Source organism: Stakelama saccharophila (assembly GCF_032229225.1).
GTDB classification, from domain to species: Bacteria; Pseudomonadota; Alphaproteobacteria; order Sphingomonadales; family Sphingomonadaceae; genus Sphingomonas; species Sphingomonas saccharophila.
This window is the reverse complement of sequence record NZ_CP135076.1, coordinates 646869-667283: the sequence shown is the minus strand read 5'-3', so window position 1 is coordinate 667283 and position 20415 is coordinate 646869. Positions and strand designations below refer to the sequence as shown.

At 66.1% G+C, this 20415-nt stretch carries 16 protein-coding genes; 5 read left to right on the top strand and 11 right to left on the bottom strand.

Going from position 1 to position 20415, the window contains the following annotated elements; genetic code table 11:
- Positions 1 to 85 precede the first annotated feature (85 nt).
- From RPR59_RS02990 to RPR59_RS02945, 10 genes are all read right to left on the bottom strand, one after another.
- Entirely contained in the window at positions 86 to 496 is a 411-nt protein-coding gene (locus tag RPR59_RS02990) for a DUF3035 domain-containing protein (protein ID WP_313916521.1), read from the bottom strand.
- Positions 489 to 1007, bottom strand: a complete 519-nt coding sequence (lspA, locus tag RPR59_RS02985; protein ID WP_313916519.1) for a signal peptidase II — start codon at positions 1005 to 1007, stop codon at positions 489 to 491. The genes RPR59_RS02990 and lspA overlap by 8 nt, the downstream gene beginning before the upstream one ends.
- Complete coding sequence (locus RPR59_RS02980; RefSeq protein WP_313916517.1) at positions 1004 to 3994, bottom strand: isoleucine--tRNA ligase; 2991 nt, start codon at positions 3992 to 3994, stop codon at positions 1004 to 1006. The genes lspA and RPR59_RS02980 overlap by 4 nt, the downstream gene beginning before the upstream one ends.
- A gap of 223 nt (positions 3995 to 4217) precedes the next feature.
- Entirely contained in the window at positions 4218 to 5147 is a 930-nt protein-coding gene (locus RPR59_RS02975; protein WP_313916514.1) for a bifunctional riboflavin kinase/FAD synthetase, read from the bottom strand.
- A 44-nt stretch (positions 5148 to 5191) separates the two neighbouring features.
- Entirely contained in the window at positions 5192 to 5668 is a 477-nt protein-coding gene (locus RPR59_RS02970; RefSeq protein ID WP_313916512.1) for a dihydrofolate reductase, read from the bottom strand.
- A 142-nt stretch (positions 5669 to 5810) separates the two neighbouring features.
- Positions 5811 to 6605 (bottom strand): thymidylate synthase, encoded by a 795-nt coding sequence (locus RPR59_RS02965; RefSeq protein ID WP_313916510.1) that lies wholly within the window; start codon positions 6603 to 6605, stop codon positions 5811 to 5813.
- Positions 6606 to 6646: 41 nt separating this feature from the next.
- Positions 6647 to 7420, bottom strand: coding sequence for a class I SAM-dependent methyltransferase (locus tag RPR59_RS02960; protein WP_313916508.1), 774 nt, complete (start codon positions 7418 to 7420; stop codon positions 6647 to 6649).
- Positions 7420 to 8547, bottom strand: coding sequence for a peptide chain release factor 2 (gene prfB / locus RPR59_RS02955; RefSeq protein ID WP_313916506.1), 1128 nt, complete (start codon positions 8545 to 8547; stop codon positions 7420 to 7422). Before prfB ends, RPR59_RS02960 begins: the two co-directional genes overlap by 1 nt.
- A 122-nt stretch (positions 8548 to 8669) precedes the next feature.
- Positions 8670 to 11186, bottom strand: a complete 2517-nt coding sequence (locus RPR59_RS02950) for a penicillin-binding protein 1A (protein WP_313916504.1) — start codon at positions 11184 to 11186, stop codon at positions 8670 to 8672.
- An 80-nt stretch (positions 11187 to 11266) separates the two neighbouring features.
- Entirely contained in the window at positions 11267 to 12664 is a 1398-nt protein-coding gene (locus RPR59_RS02945) for an N-acetylmuramoyl-L-alanine amidase family protein (RefSeq protein WP_313916501.1), read from the bottom strand.
- Positions 12665 to 12987: 323 nt separating this feature from the next.
- Here RPR59_RS02945 and RPR59_RS02940 point away from each other — a divergent pair, with 323 nt between their 5' ends.
- The 5 genes from RPR59_RS02940 to RPR59_RS02920 all read left to right on the top strand — a co-directional run bounded on the left by RPR59_RS02940 (position 12988) and on the right by RPR59_RS02920 (position 19689).
- Positions 12988 to 15573 (top strand): Rne/Rng family ribonuclease, encoded by a 2586-nt coding sequence (locus RPR59_RS02940; RefSeq protein ID WP_313916499.1) that lies wholly within the window; start codon positions 12988 to 12990, stop codon positions 15571 to 15573.
- 149 nt (positions 15574 to 15722) lie between these two features.
- Positions 15723 to 17078: a M48 family metalloprotease gene (locus RPR59_RS02935; RefSeq protein WP_313916497.1), complete on the top strand. Its 1356-nt coding sequence runs from the start codon at positions 15723 to 15725 to the stop codon at positions 17076 to 17078.
- Positions 17075 to 17815 (top strand): DsbA family protein, encoded by a 741-nt coding sequence (locus RPR59_RS02930; protein ID WP_313916495.1) that lies wholly within the window; start codon positions 17075 to 17077, stop codon positions 17813 to 17815. Before RPR59_RS02935 ends, RPR59_RS02930 begins: the two co-directional genes overlap by 4 nt.
- 61 nt (positions 17816 to 17876) lie before the next feature.
- Positions 17877 to 18818, top strand: coding sequence for an ABC transporter ATP-binding protein (locus RPR59_RS02925; protein ID WP_313916493.1), 942 nt, complete (start codon positions 17877 to 17879; stop codon positions 18816 to 18818).
- Between the two features lie 109 nt (positions 18819 to 18927).
- The gene (locus RPR59_RS02920; protein ID WP_313916491.1) at positions 18928 to 19689 is read left to right on the top strand and encodes an ABC transporter permease; all 762 of its coding nucleotides are present in this window, start codon (positions 18928 to 18930) and stop codon (positions 19687 to 19689) included.
- Here the strand turns inward: RPR59_RS02920 and RPR59_RS02915 are convergent.
- Complete coding sequence (locus RPR59_RS02915; RefSeq protein WP_313916489.1) at positions 19661 to 20413, bottom strand: CPBP family intramembrane glutamic endopeptidase; 753 nt, start codon at positions 20411 to 20413, stop codon at positions 19661 to 19663. The genes RPR59_RS02920 and RPR59_RS02915 overlap by 29 nt on opposite strands.
- Positions 20414 to 20415 lie beyond the last annotated feature (2 nt).

The following is a 20415-nucleotide window of genomic DNA, read 5'->3' as shown; positions in this document are numbered from 1 at the left end:
CCCCGGGCATAGGTTCCGCACACGAAAAGAGCCGGGGAGGCGGATCGCTTCCCCGGCTATTTGCGTGGCTGTCGCGCCTTGGCGATCAGGGCGTGGTTACGCGCGCCGCGCGTCCGTCGCCTTCCGGCGCGGCGATGATATCCTGCGTCGTGCGGCCCTTGTCGACGCTGCTGGTCTCGGCATCGCCGACTTCGGAGCGGATACCCGGATCGGCCACATCCTCACCCGCTGCGTCCAGCGCCTCGCGCTCGACATCGCTGCGCGGTGCGGGGCCGCCGAACATCGCGTCCAGCGCCTGTTGCGAGCTGCCGACATCCTGCGGCCGCGGCGCGCCGGGCTGCGGCGGCGCGAGCGAGAAATTGGGCGGCACGACCAGCGGCGCCTGGCGCGCGACGGCGAACTCGTTGGGGCGGGTGCGATCGAGACCGCCCTTGCTGCACCCGGCAAGCAGGACCACGGCCGTCAGGCCGGCGGCAATCGGAAACACCTTACGCATTCACATTCTCCACAGTCGCGCGGTCGCTTTTGGGCTTGTCGCGCACCAGGAGCGCGCGGGCAAGCAGGATCAGGACGCCGATGGTAATGGCTGCATCGGCCACGTTGAAGACCAGAAACGGTCGCCAGTCGCCGAAATGCAGGTCGGCATAATCGACCACATAGCCCAGCCGGACCCGGTCGAGGATGTTGCCGAGCGCGCCGCCCAGTACAAGGCCCAGCGCGCCGATATCCTGACGGTTGGTCTCTCGCGACAACCACCATAGCACACCGAGCGCGATCAGCGCGGTGAGCGCCACCAGCGCCCAGCGCGTCGCCTCGCTGTCGGCCGGCAACAGCCCCAGCGACACGCCGATATTGGGCACGAAGCGCAGATCGAAGATCGGCAGCACGGACAGATGCTCGCCCAGCGCATCGAGCTGCAGCGGACCGGTGACATAGGCCTTTACCCCCTGGTCGACCAGAAAGACCAGGAGCGCCACGACAAGCCCCAGGATACGGGCGCGCTTCATCGGTTGATCACCCTTTCGCAGCGACCGCAAAGTGCGCCGTCTTCCGAAACGTCCGGCAGGCAGCGCCAGCAGCGGCCGCATTTGTGGTTGTCGGTACGCTCTACCGTCACCTCCCCTTCGCCGCGATGAACGGTCGAGGAAATGAAGATCTCCTGCAGGTGGTCGGCCGGCAGCGGCATTTCGGGCACCGTCACCTCGGCCTCGTTGCTCGAGCGGATCACCTTTTCGCGCCGCAAAGGCTCGATCGCCTCGGTCACGCGCTCGCGCAAGGACCGGACGCTCTCCCAATTGGTCGAGATCGCATCGTCGCCGGGCAGCGGCGGCAGTTCGGGCCAGGTCAGGAAATGGACCGAATCGTCCTCGCTCGGGAAGCGCGCCTGCCACACTTCCTCGGCGGTGAAGCACAGGATCGGCGCGGCGTAGCGCACCAGCGCGTGGAACAGCGTATCGAGCACCGTCCGGTATGCGCGCCGCTTGGGGTCGTCGGCGGCATCGCAATAGAGGCAGTCCTTGCGGATATCGAAAAAGAACGCCGACAGGTCCTCGTTCATGAACTCGATCAGCGCGCGCGAATAGCGGTGGAACTGGTAATTCTCGATCGTATTGCGCAGCTCCACGTCGAGCGTGCCGAGCTTGTGGAGGATATAGCGTTCCAGCTCGGGCATCCGGTCGACGCCGATCTTCTCGTCATCGGTGAACCCGTCGAGCGCGCCGAGCATGTAGCGGAAGGTGTTCCTGAGCTTGCGATAGGCGTCGCTCGTGCCCTTCAGCACCTCGTCGCCGATGCGCACATCCTCGAAATAGTCGGTGCTCGCGACCCAGAGGCGGAGAATATCCGCGCCCGACTGATCGATGATCTTGAGCGGATCGACGACGTTGCCGAGGCTCTTCGACATCTTGCGCCCGTTCCTGTCGAGCGCGAAGCCGTGCGTCAGCACTGACGTGTAGGGCGCGCGGCCGCGTGTGCCGGCCGATTCGAGCAGCGACGACTGGAACCAGCCGCGATGCTGGTCAGAGCCTTCGAGATAGAGGTCGGCGCGGACGCCCTCGCCATAACGCTGCTCGATCACGAAGGCGTGGGTCGAGCCCGAATCGAACCACACGTCGAGAATGTCGGTGACCGGCGCATAGTCGGCCAGGTCGTAGTCGGGGCCGAGCAGCACCTGGTGATCGGCGGCGAACCACGCATCGGCTCCGCCATTGCGGAAAGCCTCTATGATGCGCGCATTGACGCCTTCGTCGCGCAGATAGTCGCCGGTCCGGCGGTGGACATAAAGCGGGATCGGCACGCCCCAGGCACGCTGGCGACTGATCACCCAGTCGGGCCGCCCCTCGACCATCGCGCGGATGCGGTTCTTCGCCCGCTCGGGCACCCAGCGCGTCCGCGCGATCGCGTCGAGCGCGAGTTCGCGCAACGTCGGGCCGTTATCTCCCCTCCCGCTTGCGGGAGGGGCCGGGGGAGGGTCAGACGCGCGATCTTCGAGCTTGGGCGCCTGTTGCTCCAACAGGCCCTCCCCTGACCCCTCCCGCAGGCGGGAGGGGGACCACACCTCGCTTCGCTCGGCGATCAACCCGCTGTGATCGTCCCCCGGACGATCACCGTTCGCGGGTTGATCCATCGGGATGAACCATTGCGGGGTGCAGCGGTAGATGATCTTCGCCTTCGAGCGCCAGCTATGCGGATAGCTGTGCTCGAAATCGTCCGACGCTGCCAGCAGCGCCCCCGCTTCGCGCAGATCGGTGCAGATCGGCCCGTCGGACGCGACGAACTTCTTGTTGATGACGCTGCCCTGCCCGCCGAGCCACGCCCAGTCGTCGCGGTACTTGCCATCACCCTCGACCGCGAAGACCGGGTCGATCCCCGCTGCGCGGCACAGCCAGAAATCGTCCTCGCCGTGATCGGGCGCCATGTGAACGATGCCGGTGCCCGCGTCGGTGGTGACGAAGTGCGAACCATCGAGGAAGGGCCGGGGTTTCGCGAAGAACCCGCCGAGATGGTGCATCGGATGCTGCGCCCTCGCGCCGGCGAGCAGACTGCCGGGTATCTGCCGGTCAACGATGTCCCGTAGGTTCTCTAATAAATCCGGCGAAACATTTTCTAGGGTTCGAAGTGCCAGTCCGGTCCGTCGCTCGAACGCTTCCTTAAGGTCGAAGGCCAGAAGGAACTTGCGTCCATGCTCATCGAAGAAAAGATGATAATGGACGTCCGCACCATAGGCCAACGCCTGGTTGACCGGGATCGTCCACGGCGTCGTCGTCCAGATGACGGCATGCGCGCCGACCAGTTCCGGCGCGTTCGGCGCTTCGGTGATCTCGAACGCCACGTCGATCTGGGTCGAGACGATGTCCTCGTATTCGACCTCCGCCTCGGCGAGCGCGGTCTTTTCGACCGGCGACCACATCACCGGCTTGGCACCGCGATAAAGCTGGCCGGATTCGGCAAACTTCAGAAGCTCGCCGGCGATGATCGCTTCCGATTCGAACTTCATCGTCAGATAGGGATCGTCCCAGTCGCCCATGATGCCCAGACGCTTAAACTGCTCGCGCTGCACATCGACCCATTTGCTCGCATAGGCGCGGCACTCGGCGCGGAACTGGACGGGATCGACCTCGTCCTTGTTCAGCTTCTTCTTGCGATAGGCTTCCTCGACCTTCCATTCGATCGGCAGGCCGTGACAGTCCCAGCCGGGGACATAAGGCGCGTTCTTGCCGAGCAGCGACTGGCTGCGCGTCACCAGATCCTTCAGGATCTTGTTGAGTGCATGGCCCATGTGCAGGTCGCCATTGGCATAAGGCGGGCCGTCATGGAGGAGGAAGCGCTCCGCCTCCGCGCGCTGTTCGCGCAGCCGCTCGTACACGCCGATCCGCGCCCAGCGTTCCAGGATCGCCGGTTCCTTGGCGGCGAGGCCGGCCTTCATCGGGAAATCGGTCTTCGGCAGGAAGACGGTGTCGCGCCAGTCGCGCTTCGTGTCGGATGCGTCGTTCATGGAATGTGGGCGTTTAGCCGAGGTTGCGCGTCAGGGAAACAGGTGTGTGCGGGTGCGGTGTTTCGAGAAACCGGGGAAGAAAAGGTTGTTCGCGCGGAGGCGCGGAGATGATGGCCGCAGCGCCGCGCCTCGTCAGCAACGCTCCGTTTGCACAGCACCATAAGACTTTCGAAGCGGCTTCGCCGCATCACGACCCGCGCCTCCGCGTCTCCGCGCGAAACGATTATATCGACGCCAATACCTTTTGCGCCCGCTCGCAATCGTCGGCCATCCGGGCCTTTAGCGCCTCGAGATCGTCGAACTTTTCTTCCTCGCGCAGATATTCGATGAGTTCGACCTCGATGGTCTGCCCGTAGAGATCGCCGGAAAAGTCGAAGAAATAGGGTTCCAGCAACTCTACCGGCGGGTCGAAGCTGGGGCGGATGCCGAGATTCGCCGCGCCATCGACGATGCGCCCGTCGGGTAGGCGCCCCCGCACGGCATAGATGCCGAATCTGGGACGCAGATAGTTGACCAGGCGGATATTGGCGGTGGGAAAGCCCAGTTCGCGACCCAGCTTCGCGCCGGGCTCGACCACGCCCTCGATGGCGAAGGGCCGGGTAAGAAGCGCCGCTGCATCGCGCGGTCGGCCCTGCTTCAGCAATTCGCGGATGCGGCTGGAGGAGACGATGTCGCCATCATCGGCGACGGGAGACACGGTAGCGACGCCGAAACCCAGCTCCTCGCCCAGCGCGTGGAGCACCGACACGTCGCCGTCGCGCCCCTTGCCGAAGGTGAAGTCGTCGCCCGTGACCACGCCGCCGACGCCGATCCTGTCGACCAGCCGCGTTCGCGCGAACGCGCGCGCGGGCAGGCCGGCAAGATCTGCATCGAAGTGGAAGACCAGCATCGCGTCCGCCCCCGCTTCGGCGAACAGGCGCTGGCGCTGGTCGAGCGTGGTGAGGCGGAACGGCGGCGCGTCGGGCCTGAAATACCGTACCGGATGCGGATCGAAGGTCGCGACGATCGCCGGCCGGCCTTGCGTCTTCGCCCATGAGATCGCGCGGCCCGCCACCGCCTGGTGGCCGAGATGGAATCCGTCGAAATTGCCGAGTGCGACGATGCCGCCGCGCAGTTCGGGCGGAACCGCCGAGCCGCCGTCAAGCCGTTTCATGGCCGCGGCCTATAGGGACGAAGCCCGTCACTGCCAAATCGCTTTCAGCGCCGTTCCAGCGTAACGAAGCTGAACGCGGGGCGCTCGCCTTCCGCCAAATGGTCCTCACGGACAGTTTCGCGCCACGCGGCGGCATCGAAGGCGGGTACGGTCGCGTCGCCGGCCGGCGCGCAGTGAACCTCCGTCAGTTCGACGCGATCGGCCCGGTCGCGATAGATGGCGAAGATCTCCGCGCCGCCGATCACCGCGACCTCGCCCTCGCCCGCCAGCGCCAACGCGTCCTCCGGCCTGTGCGCGACCTCGGCCCCCGGCGCCTGCCAGTCGCGATCGCGCGTCAGAACGATATGGCGCCGCCCCTTGAGCAGGCTGGGGAAACTCTCGAAGGTCTTGCGCCCCATGACGAGCGGCTTGCCCATGGTCATGGCCTTGAACCGCTTCAGGTCGGCGGGGATATGCCAGGGCAAGTCCCCGTCCTTGCCGATCACGCCATTGTCGGCACGTGCCAGAAAGAAGGTGATCATATCCTCCCCCGCAAGGGGAAGGGAACCGCGCTTGCGCGGTGGAGGGGTCTCGCAATGACGGCGTGGCAGCCGGCAACACCCCTCCACCAGCCTGCGGCTGGTTCCCCTCCCCTTCCAGGGGAGGAATGAGACGGCGCCGCCATCAAACCGCCACCGGTGCCTTGATGTGCGGCTGCGCTTCGTAACCGTGGAGCACGAAATCCTCATATTCGTAGGAATCGATCGCTGCGGGCCTGCACAGGATTTCCAGGCGCGGCAACGGGCCGGGCGCGCGGCTGAGCTGTTGGCGGGCCTGGTCGAGATGGTTGGAATAGAGGTGGCAGTCGCCGCCGGTCCAGATGAACTCGCCGACATCCAGATCGCATTGCTGGGCGAGCATGTGGGTGAGAAGCGCGTAGGAGGCGATATTGAACGGTACGCCGAGGAAGATGTCCGCCGAGCGCTGGTAGAGCTGCAGGCTGAGCTTGCCGTTCGCGACATGCGTCTGAAACAGGCAGTGGCACGGGCTGAGCGCCATGGCGTGCAGCTCGCCCGGATTCCAGGCGGTGACGATCTGCCGGCGCGACGCAGGGGTCGCCCGGATCGTGTCGATCAGTTCGGCGATCTGGTCGATATGGCGCCCGTCGGCGGCCTGCCAGTCGCGCCATTGCTTGCCATAGACCGGGCCGAGATCGCCGTTTTCGTCGGCCCATTCGTTCCAGATGCTGACTTTCCGGTCCTGCAGCCAGCGGACATTGGTGTCGCCGCGCAGAAACCACAAAAGCTCGACGATGATCGAGCGCAGGTGAAGCTTCTTGGTGGTCAGCACCGGGAATCCTTCGGCCAGATCGAAGCGCATCTGGTGGCCGAAGACGGACCGCGTGCCGACGCCGGTCCGGTCGGACTGTTCTGCGCCGTGGTCGAGCGCACGCTGCATCAGGTCGAGATATTGCCGCATTGCGGGGCAAGGACTAGCCGCTGATCGCGGCAGCGCCAAGTTCAGCTTTCGGGCGGGCGGGCGCTTCCGCCACTATTGCCGACATGGCTCGCCAGGCGACAGGGGCGGATCACCTCGGGCGCCGGCCGCCCGCCCCGCGCCCGGAACGCGGCCATGTAGCCGCCGGCCGAGGGCATGTCCTCGAATCGCACGAGTTCGTACCCCACCGCGGCGAATTCGCATTTGAGCAGCGCCGGCGGCGTGCCGTGATTGCGCGTCTCGCGGTCGGCGTCGACCACGATCACCTGCCCGTCGGCGCGGAGCGAAGGCCGAATCCGCCAGAGAAATTCGTAGGGCGACTCGATCTCGTGATACATGTGGACCATCAGGATCCGGTCGAAGCTGTTTTCCGGCAGCTTCGGGTCCTGCGCCTTCCCCAGTCGCACACTGACATTGTCGAGCCGCTCGCGCGCCACGCGCTGGGCGAGCGCATCGCGCACCTCCGGCACGATGTCCTCCGCCAGCACGCGGCCGTCCGGGCCGACGCGCTTCGACAGGCGGATGGTGTAATAGCCCTCGCCCGCGCCGATGTCTGCGACCGTCATGCCCGGCTTGATGCCGGCCTTGTCCATTACCTCACCGGCCTCGTTCAGCCGGTCGCGGGCCTCCTCGTTCGACCATCGGCTGGAAACGATGCTGGCGACCGGCCGGTCGGCGGCGGGAAATTCGCCGACATCCTCGCTATTGTGTTGCGGCACCCGCGGAGGACCGCCGTCGCAGGCCGCCAGCGGCGGCAGCGCCGCGAACGCGATCAGCAACGCCGGGCGCAGGCGCATCAGTCGACGTCCTCCACCTCGACGGTCTCCCCCGTCACGCGCTGCGACAGAGCCGCCGCCATGAAGGGATCGAGGTCGCCGTCGAGCACGTCGGACGGGCTGGTCGACGTGACACCTGTGCGCAGGTCCTTCACGAGTTGATAGGGTTGCAGCACATAGGACCGGATCTGGTGCCCCCAGCCGATGTCCGACTTGCACGCGTTGACGGCGTCGGCCTCTTCCTCGCGCCGGCGCAGTTCGGCTTCGTAGAGGCGGGCCTTGAGCTGCTTCATCGCCTCGGCCCGGTTCTTGTGCTGCGAACGTTGGTTCTGGCAGGCGACGACGATGCCGGTCGGCAGATGGGTGATGCGGACCGCCGAATCGGTGGTGTTGATGTGCTGCCCGCCCGCGCCGCTCGCGCGATAGGTATCGATGCGAAGATCGCTGTCGTTGACCTCCACGTCGATATCGTCGTCGATGACGGGATAGACCCAGACGCTGGAAAAGCTCGTATGCCGCCGGGCCGAGCTGTCATAGGGCGAGATGCGCACCAGCCGGTGCACGCCGCTTTCGGTCTTGGCATAACCATAGGCGTTCTCGCCCTTCAGCAGCAGCGTCGCCGACTTGATGCCCGCCTGTTCGCCGGCATGATAGTCGACCAGTTCGACCTTCATCCCGCGCCGCTCGGCCCAGCGCTGATACATGCGCTGCAGCATCTCGGCCCAGTCCTGGCTTTCCGTTCCGCCGGCGCCGGCGTGGATTTCCAGATAGGTGTCGTTGGCATCCGCCTCGCCGGCGAGCAGGGCCTGCACCTTGTCCTTCTCCGCGCGCTCGGCCAGCGCCTGCAGCGCCGCGACGCCTTCGTCCGCCATCGCCTGATCGCCCTCGGCCTCTGCCATTTCGATCAGCTCCGCGGTATCGTCCCGCTCCACCGCGATCTCGCGCGTGCTGGAAATGGCGGCATCCAGGCGCTGGCGCTCACGCATCACTTCCTGCGCCTGCTTCGGATCGTCCCACAGCGCCTGGTCTTCGACCCGCGCGTTGAGTTCGTCCAGCCGGCGCAGCGCCTTGTCCCAGTCGAGAAAACGCCTGAGCAGCGCCACGGCCGCGTCGATCCTGTCCAAATGAGCCTGCGCTTCGGCGCGCATCGGTTACTCCGTTCACGTCATGGGCAGCCCGGCCGCCGTTGCCGGAATGTGGACAGGCGTCGGGACTGCGTCAAATCTTCGGACAGGCGGTAGTGCCGATGCCCTCGCTATCGCCACGGCCGCTAGTAGATTCCGCCCTGTCTTTGCAAGAAGTCGCTGTCGTCGGACTCCCGCTGCCTGCGCTCCGGCGCCCGTTTGGCCGGCTCCGGCGCTTCGTCTTCCTGTTCGCGGGCGCGGCGGCGCGGCTCGCTTTCGGGCTTGAACGCCTCCCAGATCACCGGCGCCTTGATCGCATCGGTGGGCCACGCGCCGAAGACCGGCTTGCCGGTGATGCGATTGATCTTCACCATCCGCGTCCCGTGCGGCGCGCGGAAGGCGAGTTTGGGCAGATCTTCGAGCGCTTTTTCCGCGAATGCCTGGAAGATCGGTGCGGCGACCGTCGCGCCCTGCGCATAATGGCCCATCGGCCGCGGATTGTCGTATCCGACATAAAGGCCGCCGATCATCTGCGGCGTGCCGCCGATGAACCATGTGTCGGTCGGCCCGGTCGTGGTGCCTGTCTTGCCGATCATCGGCCGATCGAGGCTGCGCAGCCGCCGCCCGGTGCCGCGCTGGATCACGCCTTCGGTGATATGCACCATCTGATAGGCGGTGATGGGGTCCATGAGCTGGCGCGAGCGGGTGACCGGACGCGGCATCGCCTTGCCGTCCCAGTCGGGCGCGTTGCAGCGTTCGCACGGCCGCCAGTTTTTCGGCCAGATGACCTTGCCTTGGCGATCCTGGACATAATCGACCAGCGTCGGGGTGAGCGCCTGGCCGTGATTGGCGATGATGGAATAGGCGTTCACCATGCGCATGACGGTCGTGGTGCCCGCACCCAGCGCGTAGGAAAGATAAGGCGGCAGCTTCTTTTCGCTGACGCCGAGCCGGTGAATCATGTCGACGACGTGTTCGATGCCCGTGCGCTGGGCGGCGCGCACCGTCATCAGGTTGCGCGACTGTTCGATGCCCCACCGCATGGTGCGCGGGCCGGCGGCGCCTTCATTGCCGAAGTTGCGAAAGCATTTCCGCCCCAGCCCCGCGCCCTGCTCCACGCAGAATGGCGCGTCCATGATGATCGTCGCCGGCGTCATGCCCTGTTCGAGCGCGGCGGAATAGACGATCGGCTTGATCGTGGAACCAGGCTGGCGTTCGGCCTGGATGGCGCGGTTGAACGCCTGAATGCGCGAATCGAACCCGCCCTGCATCGCCATCACCCGGCCCGAACTGGGATCCTCGACCACCATGCCGCCGGAAACCCTGGGAATGGACTGGAGGCGATAATCGTCGCCCGCCGGCGAAACCGCGATCACGTCCCCGCGCTTCAGCGCCGCGAAGGCGGTGCCGCCCTTGCCGCGCACGGGCATCGTCGCATTGCCGCGCGGCAGATCGGCGATACGGCCGTCGGCAAAGCCGATCCGGGCCGATCCATCCGCCTTGTCGATGACGATGGCGACATCCCAATCGTCATAGTCGGTCCCGACATTGGTGCCGAGCAGGGTGCCGCGCCAGTCGCCGTCCGCCTCCAGGTCGGTTTCCCGGATCGGGCCGCTCCAGCCGCGGCCGCGATCGAACCGGATCAGGCCGTCACGCAGCGCCTTCTGCGCATATCGCTGGAGTTCGGGGTCGAGCGAGGTCCGCACCCACAGACCGCCGGCATAGACGCTGTGCGGTCCGTCCTCCGCCGTCTCGCCGAATTCATCGACGAGCTGGCGCCGCACCGCCTCGATGAAATAGCCGCCGACCCGATCGTAGCGCGGCATGCGCCGGCTGACGGCGCCCAGCGGCTGGTCCACCGCCTCGCGGTACTGCGCTTCGGTGATGAAGTCGTTGCGCCGCATCTCCCCCAGCACCCAGTTGCGCCGCGACAGCGCACGTTCGGTATGCCGTTCCGGATCGTAATTGGCCGGCCCCTTGGGCAGGATCGCCAGATAGGCCATCTGCGCCAGCGAAAGCTGATCGAGATCCTTGTCGAAATAGGCCTGGCTGGCGGCTTCGACGCCATAGGCGTTCCGCCCGAGAAAGATCTGGTTGAGATAGAGTTCGAGGATCTGCTGTTTGGTCAGCGCATCCTCGATCCGCCAGGCGAGGATCGCCTCCTTGGCCTTGCGGACATAGCTGACGCGATTGGTCAGAAGCAGGTTCTTCGCCACCTGCTGGGTGATGGTCGAAGCGCCGACCGGGCGGCCGCTATGGGTGATATTGGTCCACATCGCGCTGGCGATGCCGGGGATGTCGACGCCGTGATGCTGAAAGAAGGTCCGGTCCTCGGCCGCCAGATAGGCCTTCACCAGCAAGGGCGGATACTCGTCATAGCTGAGGACGATCCGGCGCTCGCGCGCATAGGAATGCACCGGCTCGCCATCGATCGCGCGGACGTTGGTCGGCAGCGGCGGCTCATAAGCCTTCAACTGCTGGACCGACGGCAGGTCGCGGGCGATGAAGAGCCACAGGGCGAACGCCCCCAGCCCCGCGAGCACGGCCAGCCAAGCCAGAACCTTGAACCACCAGCGCTTGCGCACCGCGCGGAATTCGCTGCGAATCCCCTGCATTTCGCGCTTCAGACTGATGTTGAACCCGGACGCTTCACTCTCGCTCATACCGAGGCGGGTCTAGCAGGATTTGCCGTACATGCCAGACATTCGCGACGGCCAGGGTGTCGCAATATCGTGCCCATCCGTCAGCGCGAGGCGAGCTGTCTGGCGAAGTGGATGTCCACCGCCTCCCGGATCGCCCTGGCGATATGCTTGCGCCCCGCGGCGGAAGCCAGCATCGCGGCATCGTCCTCGTTGGAGATATAGCCTGCCTCGAACAGGATGGAAGGCATGTCCGGCGCCTTGAGCACCATCAGCGAGGCCATGCGATGAAAATCGTCCTTGGTGCGGATGAGCGGCTCAGCCTCGCGCCCCAGCAGCCGGGCGAAGCCGGCGGATGCGTTCATGGTCTGACGCTGGGTAAGGTCGATCAGGATCGAAGAGATGTCCGCACTCTGCCGATCGAGGTCGACGCCGGCGATGACGTCGGCCTTGTTCTCGCGTGCCGCCAGCCGGGCCGCCTCCTTGTCGGAGGCGACTTCCGACAGGGTGTAGGCGGTCGCACCCGTCGCGTCGGGATTGGCGGCGCTGTCGCAATGGATGGAAAGGAACAGGCCGGCATGCAGCCGGCGCGCGATCGCATAACGCCGGCGCAGCGGCAGGAATCGGTCGCTCTCGCGCGTCAGTGCGACGCGCACCCGGCCGGAACGGATGAGTTCCGCCTTGATCGCTTCGGCGATCTTCAACGTCACGTTCTTCTCGCGCAGCCCGTCGACACCGATCGCGCCCGGATCGTGGCCGCCATGCCCGGCGTCGATCACCACCAGCGGGCGTCCGGCGGCAGCGCCGTAGATGCGTGGCAGCGATCCGTCATCGCGCACCGGCGGCACATCCATCGTTATCGAGGGCGCGGAGCGGCGATGCCCGAATGCGAAATCCGGCAGAGAATGTGCCCGCCCCCGCGCGACGGCATGATGGAAATCGGCGTCGCCGACATTGCGGAGGCTCAGCGTCAGGGTGCGGCCATCGGCGCCGAAGCTGCCGCCGGTGACGATCGCCGGGCGCGAAAGGTCGAACACGATTCGCGCCGAATCCGGCCCATGGACCACCCGGCGCACGCGCGCGGTTACCCCGGCGGTATGCGACGCGACGCCGGAGGACGCACCGCCGCCGTCGGCCACGGTCCGTTCCGCCCCCGACCGGAGAAAGGAACGGGCATCGGCGACGCGCCCGTCGAACCGGATCACGATGCGATCGGGCGCGATCCGGATATCCTCGACCGCCGACGTCCAGGCCGGCGCTCCGCCCATCCAGCTCGCCAGAATCAGCAACAGGAAACCCACACCGACGCTATGCCGCCTCGCAACCTTGCCGGTCCAGCCAAAAAGCATGATGAACGGTCCGGTTGCCCGCCAACGAGGCTCGCCCGGCAGTCCTGCCTTCGAGGCGCGGTCAAGCGGCGCGGTCGGCACGGCGGCGGGGATTTGCCGGGCGTCCGGCAGCGCCTTGCCGCCGCCGACGCCCCCGCCAGTGTTGCCGCGCAACTCCAGCGGTGCTAGGCAGATGGGACCGGCCCCGGGCACCTGCCCGGAACAGCCGCTCAATTTCCCGCGCGCCGCCGAATTTCGGGCGAGCGCGGCATTTTCAGGTTGACGCTGTATGAGGCAAGTTCCGTTTCGCCTGCACCGCTTGGCCCAGCCGGGCGGGCGCGCCGCGACGGAAGCGTCGGATCACCGGTCCGGCCGTGCCGCGACAGCAGCAGCATTTCTTTTTGACACCCCCGCCGACGGACCGTTTCCAACCCCGTCGGCGGGCCTTGTTGACTGCGCGCCGCCGCATGCCGGCCGGCGCGCCCGGAGAACAATAAATGACCATGCGTATGTTGATCGACGCACGCCACCGGGAGGAAACCCGCGTGGCCGTCGTCAAGGGAAACCGGATCGAGGAGTTTGATTTCGAGTCCGCGGAGCGAAAGCAGCTCAAGGGCAATATCTATCTGGCGAAAGTAACCCGCGTCGAACCCTCGCTGCAAGCGGCGTTCGTCGATTATGGCGGCAACCGCCACGGCTTCCTCGCCTTTTCCGAGATTCACCCCGATTATTATCAGATCCCCAAGGAGGATCGCGACGCCCTGCTCGCCGAAGAGGCCGAGCATGCCGCCGAGGAGGCCGCGCTGCGCGCCGAAGAGGAGGTCGACGAGGACGGCGAGGGCGATCTCGAGGTGCTCGAGCGGCCCAGCGACGAGGATGAAGCCGAGGCGGAGGCCGAAGACGGCGACCAGGCCGGGAATCGCGGCGGCAAGCGCGACAAGAGCGCGGTCGAGGCACTGCGCCAGCGCCGCATGTCGCTCAGGAAGCGCTACAAGATCCAGGACGTTATCCGCCGGCGGCAGGTACTGCTGGTCCAGGTCGTCAAGGAAGAGCGCGGCAACAAGGGCGCGGCGCTCACCACCTATCTGAGCCTTGCCGGCCGCTATTGCGTGCTGATGCCGAACACCGCCCATGGCGGCGGCATTTCGCGCAAGATCTCGTCCGCTGCCGACCGCAAGCGGCTGAAGACGATCATGGCGGAGATGAAGCTGCCGCCGACCATGGGCTGCATCGTACGCACCGCCGGGCTGCAACGCACCAAGACCGAGATCAAGCGCGACTTCGACTATCTGGCGCGGCTGTGGGACGGCATTCGCGAGGCGACGCTGAAATCGACCGCGCCGTGCCCGGTCTATGGCGACAGCGACCTCATCAAGCGCGCGATCCGCGACATCTACAACCGCGACATCGGCGAGGTGATCGTCGAGGGCGAGGACGGCTACCGCCAGGCCAAGGACTTCATGAAGCTGCTGATGCCCAGCCATGCGCGGCGCGTGAAGCAGTATTCGGACGCAGTTCCGCTGTTCCAGCGCCATCACGTCGAAGACCAGCTCGGCGCGATGTACCACCCGGTCGTGCAGCTCAAATCGGGCGGCTATCTGGTCATCAATCCGACCGAAGCGCTGGTGTCGATCGACATCAATTCCGGCAGGTCCACGCGCGAGCACAATATCGAGCAGACCGCGACCGCGACCAACCTGGAAGCGGCGCAGGAAATCGCCCGTCAGCTCCGCCTGCGCGATATGGCGGGTCTGGTCGTCATCGATTTCATCGACATGGATCATTCGTCCAATGTCCGGAAGGTCGAAAAGGCGATGAAGGAGGCGCTGAAGGCCGATCGCGCGCGCATCCAGGTGGGCCGCATCTCCGCCTTCGGCCTGATGGAGATGAGCCGCCAGCGCCTGCGCACGGGCGTGCTGGAGGCCTCCACCCGCCAGTGCCCGCATTGCGAGGGCACCGGCCTCGTCCGCACGGCGTCGTCGGCGGGCCTGTCGGCGCTGCGCCTGATCGAGGACGAGGCGGCGCGCGGCCGCGGCTCGGTGCTGACGCTGCGCGCCAGCCAGGAGGCCGCTTTCTACGTGCTCAACAAGAAGCGCGCCGACATCGCCGAGATCGAAGAACGCTACGGCGTTTCCGTCGAGATCGTGTCGGATGGGGAGATCGAGGGCGCCCGCATGTCGGTCGAGGCTTCCGGCCCGCCGCCCGCACATGCGCCCAAGCTCGACCAGATAGTCGAATATAACGACGACGACCTGCCCGAGGAAACGCCCGAGGAGGAAGAGACCGAAGCCGAATCGCACGACGAGGAGGGCGAAGGCGCACGCCGCCGCCGCCGCCGCCGCCGTGGCCGGCGCAATCGCGGCGGTCCGGGCGAAGAGGAACGCGACTCCGACGAAACGTCCGAAGACGGCGATGAGGAATCCGAGCAGGAAACGGCCGAATCCGCCGGTGAAGAGGACAGTGACGACGACAAGCCGAAGCGCCGCCGGCGCGGACGTCGCGGCGGACGTCGCAATCGCGGTCGCAAGGCGGAGGACGAGAACGGCGTCGAGGATCGGGATTCGGTGGAGCAGCAGGACGCGCCTGCCGCCGCTGCACCGGCCGAGCCGGTGACGGAAGCCGCCGAAACACCGGCCGAACCGGAATCAGCCCCGGAAGCGGCCGAGGCCAAGCCCAAGCGCACGCGTCGTCGGCCCAAGGCACGGACGGAAAGTGAGGCGCCCGCGGAAGTCTCGGAAACCGTGGAGGCTGCGGAGGAAAAGCCGAAACCCAAGCGTACGCGCCGCAAGAAGAAGACCGTCGACGACGTCGCGGCGGACGCGGACGCCGTGCCTCCGGCCAAGGCCGAAGCGGAAGCAGAGGCGAAAGAAGCTCCCAATGCGCGCGGTCGCGGTGGGCGCCGCAAGAAGGCGGAGACCGAAGCGGAAACCGTCGAGCAGGATCTCGAGCCTGCGGCGCCATCTGCGCCGGCGGAGGAAGCCGATGCCGGTGACGGAGCGTCCGCCGCGGTGGACGGCGGCAAGGCCGACGCGGACGAGGAAGCGAAGCCGCGGCGCGGCTGGTGGCAGCGCACCTTCGGCTGATCCCGGGCCGGCATGTTCGTCGCCTCGATCACGGACATGCCGGCCGATGCCGCTTCAGCGCAAGTTCAGGCCGCCGCACCTACATTCCGCGACCATCAAGGGAAACGGACCGCGTTGATCGGAGGGGCAATCTGCCCGATAGTGGTGCCATGAAGCGGATCATCGCCGCCCTCGCCTTTTGCTGTCTCCTGTTCGCGCTGCCCGTCCGGGCGCAGACGATCCTGCGCGACACCGAGACGGAGGCGCTGCTGAAGGACATGTCGCGCCCGATCATCGAAGCGGCGGGGCTTTCGCCGAAGAATGTCGAAATCATCATCATCCAGGACAAGGGGATCAACGCCTTCGTCGCCGGCGGGCAGGTGGTGTTCCTCCATTCCGGGCTGATCGAGGCGGCCGACAACGCCAATCAGGTGCAGGGCGTGATCGCCCATGAACTGGGTCATATCGTCGGCGGCCACGTGCCGCTGGCCGATCGCGGCGCGAAGTCGGCCACCGGGATCTCGATCGGAAGCCTGTTGCTGGGCGTAGCGGCGATGGCGGCCGGCGCGGGCGATGCCGGCATGGGTATCCTGGCCGCGGGCCAGCGCGCCGCCCTGGGCCGCTATCTCGCCTTCAGCCGCACGCAGGAGGCATCGGCCGACGCCGCAGGTGCCGACTATCTCGACCGCGCGCATATCAGCGGCAAGGGCATGCTCGCCTTCTTCAAGAAGCTGCAGAATTACGAATATCGCATCGGCGTGCCCCAGGACGACAGCTTCAACCGCAGTCACCCGCTGACCGGAGAGCGCATCGCGGCGCTTACCAACGACCTGCACAAATCCTCGGCCTGGGGCAAATCGACCCCGCCCGGACTGGAACAACGCTTCGAACTCGTCCAGGCGAAGCTCGAAGGGTATGTGGAGGACAAGAACACGGTGTTGCGGGACTATCCCGAAACCACCAATTCGCTGCCGGCGCATTATGCGCGAGCCTATGCCTATCACCGCGCCGGCTATCCCGACCGCGCGGATGCCGAGGCCGAGGCACTGGTCTCGGCCGAACCCGAAAATCCCTATTTCCTCGAACTCAAGGGGCAGATCCTGCTGGAATCGGGGCGGCCGGAACAGGCGCTCGATCCGCTGCGCAAGGCGGTGGCGCTGAGCGATCACGCGCCGATGATCGGCACGACACTCGGCCATGCGCTGGTGGCGACCGAAAATCCCGATCATCTGAAGGAGGCGGAATCCGTCTTGCGCCAGGCGATCGCCCGCGACGACGAAAATCCCTTCGCGTGGCTTCAACTCGGCACCGTCTATGAACGCAAAGGCGATGCCGCGCGTGCCGCGCTGGCATCGGCCGAGCGCGCCAATCTGACCGGCGACCCCATGCTCGCGCTCGTCAGCGCGCGTGCCGCGGTGGCCGGCCTGCCGAAGGACACGCCCGACCGGCTGCGGGCGCAGGACATCGTCATGGTGTCCAAGAACCAGGTTGACGAAATGGATCACGGGCGTAGGCGCGGATCGTGACCGAAAGCCTGACCAAGACCCCGCTCCGCCTGATCCTCGTCGTCCTCATCTCCGCCCTGATCGGCGCGGGCGCGTTCGCGGTCCTGCAACGCGCGATCCCCGGCGTCTCCGCCGACCGGGCTGCCATGGAGCGGGTGGTTCACGATTATGTGCTGGAGCACCCCGAAATCCTGCCGGAGGCGATGGACCGCCTGCGCGAAAAGGAAACCGCCCAGGTCGTCGCCGCCAATCGCGAGGCGATCGTCGATCCCTTTGCCGGGGCGTGGGAGGGCGCGAAGGATCCGAAGGCTACGGTCGTCGTCTATATGGACTATGCCTGCGGCTTCTGCCGGGCCAGCCTGCCGGAAATCGACAAGCTGGTGAAAGGCGATCCCGGCGTGCGCGTCGTCTATCGCGAGTTGCCGATCCTCAGCGCACAGAGCGAAACCGCGGCACAGTGGAGCCTGGCCGCGGCCGAACAGGGCAAGTTCGAAAAATTCCACGACACGTTGTTCGCCGCCGATCGGCTGACGGAAGACGCGATCCGTCACGCGGCGCGGGTGGCCGGGCTCGACATGGACCGCGCCGCCCAGTTCGCAGGCTCGCAGGAAGCGGCGCGGCAGATCGCGCAGAACCTGTCCATGGCCCGGCAACTGGGCGTCACCGGCACCCCCGCCTGGGTGATCGGCAACCGCGTGACATCGGGCGCGCTGCCCTATCAGCAGCTCCAGGCGCAGATCGAGCACGCGAAAAGCTGAGCGCCGGCGTTGCCGAACCGGCGACGCATTCCTACCTGTCGTTCCGCAACAGGGGGCTTTCGTGGAACCGATCCTTTCGCTAACCGGCGTCAGCAAGACCTATGGCGGCGGGCATCAGGCGCTGAAATCCGTCGATCTGGACATCCGAAAGGGCGAGATCTTCGCGCTGCTGGGGCCGAACGGCGCGGGCAAGACGACGATGATCAGCATCGTCTGCGGTATCGTGACGCCCAGCGGCGGCACGATCACCGTCGCGGGCCACGATGCGATCCGCGACTATCGCAAGGCACGCGCGATGATCGGCCTTGTGCCGCAGGAGCTTGCCACCGATCAGTTCGAGACGGTGCTGGCGACGGTGAAGTTCAGCCGCCGCCTGTTCGGCCGCAGCGGGCACGATGCCTATATCGAGGAAATCCTGCGCGACCTGTCGCTGTGGGACAAGCGCAAGTCCAAGATCATGCACCTGTCGGGCGGCATGAAGCGTCGCGTCCTGATCGCGAAGGCGCTGGCGCACGAACCCGATATCCTGTTCCTCGACGAACCCACGGCAGGCGTCGACGTGTCGCTGAGGCGCGACATGTGGAAGCTCATTTCGCGCCTCAGGACACGCGGCGTCACCATCATCCTGACGACCCATTATATCGACGAGGCGGAGGAAATGGCCGACCGCGTGGGCGTGATCGCCAATGGCGAGCTGCTGCTGGTCGACGAAAAGCAGGCATTGATGTCCAAACTGGGCAAGCGCGAACTCGATATCCTGCTAGTCGACCCGATCGCGGCGATTCCCGAGGCGCTCGCCGAATGGGATCTTTCGCTGGAGGACGAGGGGAACCGCCTGCGCTACACCTTCGATGCACAGGCGGAGCGAACGGGTATCCCGTCGCTGCTGCGCAAGCTCGGCGATCTCGGGATCGCCTTCAAGGATCTGGAGACATCGAAAAGCTCGCTCGAGGATATTTTCGTCGGTCTCGTGTCGCAACCCGATGAGGAGAAGGCGGCATGAGCATCGTGTGCAGCGAATCGCCCGTTCGTCTCGAGCGAAGTCGAGAGACATGGCACGGCATGGAGACGCTTCTCGACTTCGCTCGAAGCAAACGGACAGGGGCGCCAATATGAACGGGCACGGCATCTGGGCGATCTATCGCTTCGAAATGGCGCGCGCGCTGCGCACGCTGTGGCAGTCGGTGGCGACACCGGTGATCACCACATCGCTGTACTTCGTCGTCTTCGGCGGCGCGATCGGCAGCCGGATGCAGGAAGTGGGCGGCGTCGATTACGGCAGCTTCATCGTGCCTGGCCTCATCATGCTGACGCTTTTGACGCAAAGCATCTCGAATGCGTCGATCGGCATCTATTTCCCGAAATTCACCGGCACGATATACGAGCTGTTGTCGGCGCCGGTATCGGCGATGGAGATGGTGATCGGCTATGTCGGCGCGGCGGCGACCAAATCGGTGGTGCTGGGCCTCATCATTCTCGCCACCTCGACGCTGTTCGTCGACCTGCATATCGACCATCCGCTGGCGATGATCGCATTCCTGCTGCTGACCGCGCTGACCTTCAGCCTGTTCGGCTTCATCATCGGCATCTGGGCGCAGGGATTCGAGCAATTGTCGATCGTGCCGGCGCTGCTGGTGACGCCGCTCACCTTCCTCGGCGGCGCCTTCTATTCGATCGACATGCTGCCGGAACCGTGGCGCACGGTCAGCCTGTTCAATCCGGTCGTCTATCTGGTCAGCGGCTTCCGCTGGAGCTTTTTCGGCCAGGGCGACGTGTCGGTGGGCTGGAGCCTCGGCTTCATCGCACTGTTCATGGCGCTGTGCCTTGCGCTGATCACCTGGATCTTCAAGAGCGGCTATCGCCTGAAAAGCTGACGGGCGCGGGCGGCAGGCCCAGCAACAATGGCCGCAGGAACAGGCTGTTGCAATCGACCAGCGCATGAAGCGCCATCGTGACCCACAGGCTTGCGGTCAGCCAATAGACGGCAGTGAATATCACGCCCAGCGCCAGGGCGCCGGCCATGCCGAGCCAGCGTTGATAGCCGTGCGCCAGCGCGAAAAGGATGAGCGACAGGGCGAACCCCGGCAGGGCGGCGCCGAGCAGCATCAGGCTCAACAGCGGCAAGAGCAGCCGGAAATACAGCTCCTCCGTAACACCGGCCGTCAGCGACAGGAGGAGGGTCCACGGCAGTTCGCCGCGATGGCGCGGCAGGACCTGCCCCACCTCGCCCAGCATCCATGGTCGCCGCCCCCGGCGCATCCGCCATCTGGCGATGACCACGCCCAGCAATCCGCCGCCTATCAGGCCTGCTGTCATTGTCTGCAACATGGTCGCGTCGCCCCGCCACGCGCCGGGCAGGATGCCGACGGCAAGCGCCGCCCGAGCAAATCCCGCCGGCATCACAATCAACAGGTCCATGCGGCCGAGCAACACCAGCGCGAGCAGCGACGGCAACGCGAACAGCAACAGCGCCTTGACGACCCAGAAGCGGTACATGGCCGCACGGTCGAAGCGATCGATGCCCAGCCGGTCGGCCAGCCGGCCCTTCAGGAACAGCACATAGGCCGCGAGCGCGATCAGGGTCAGCGCCACGACCATGA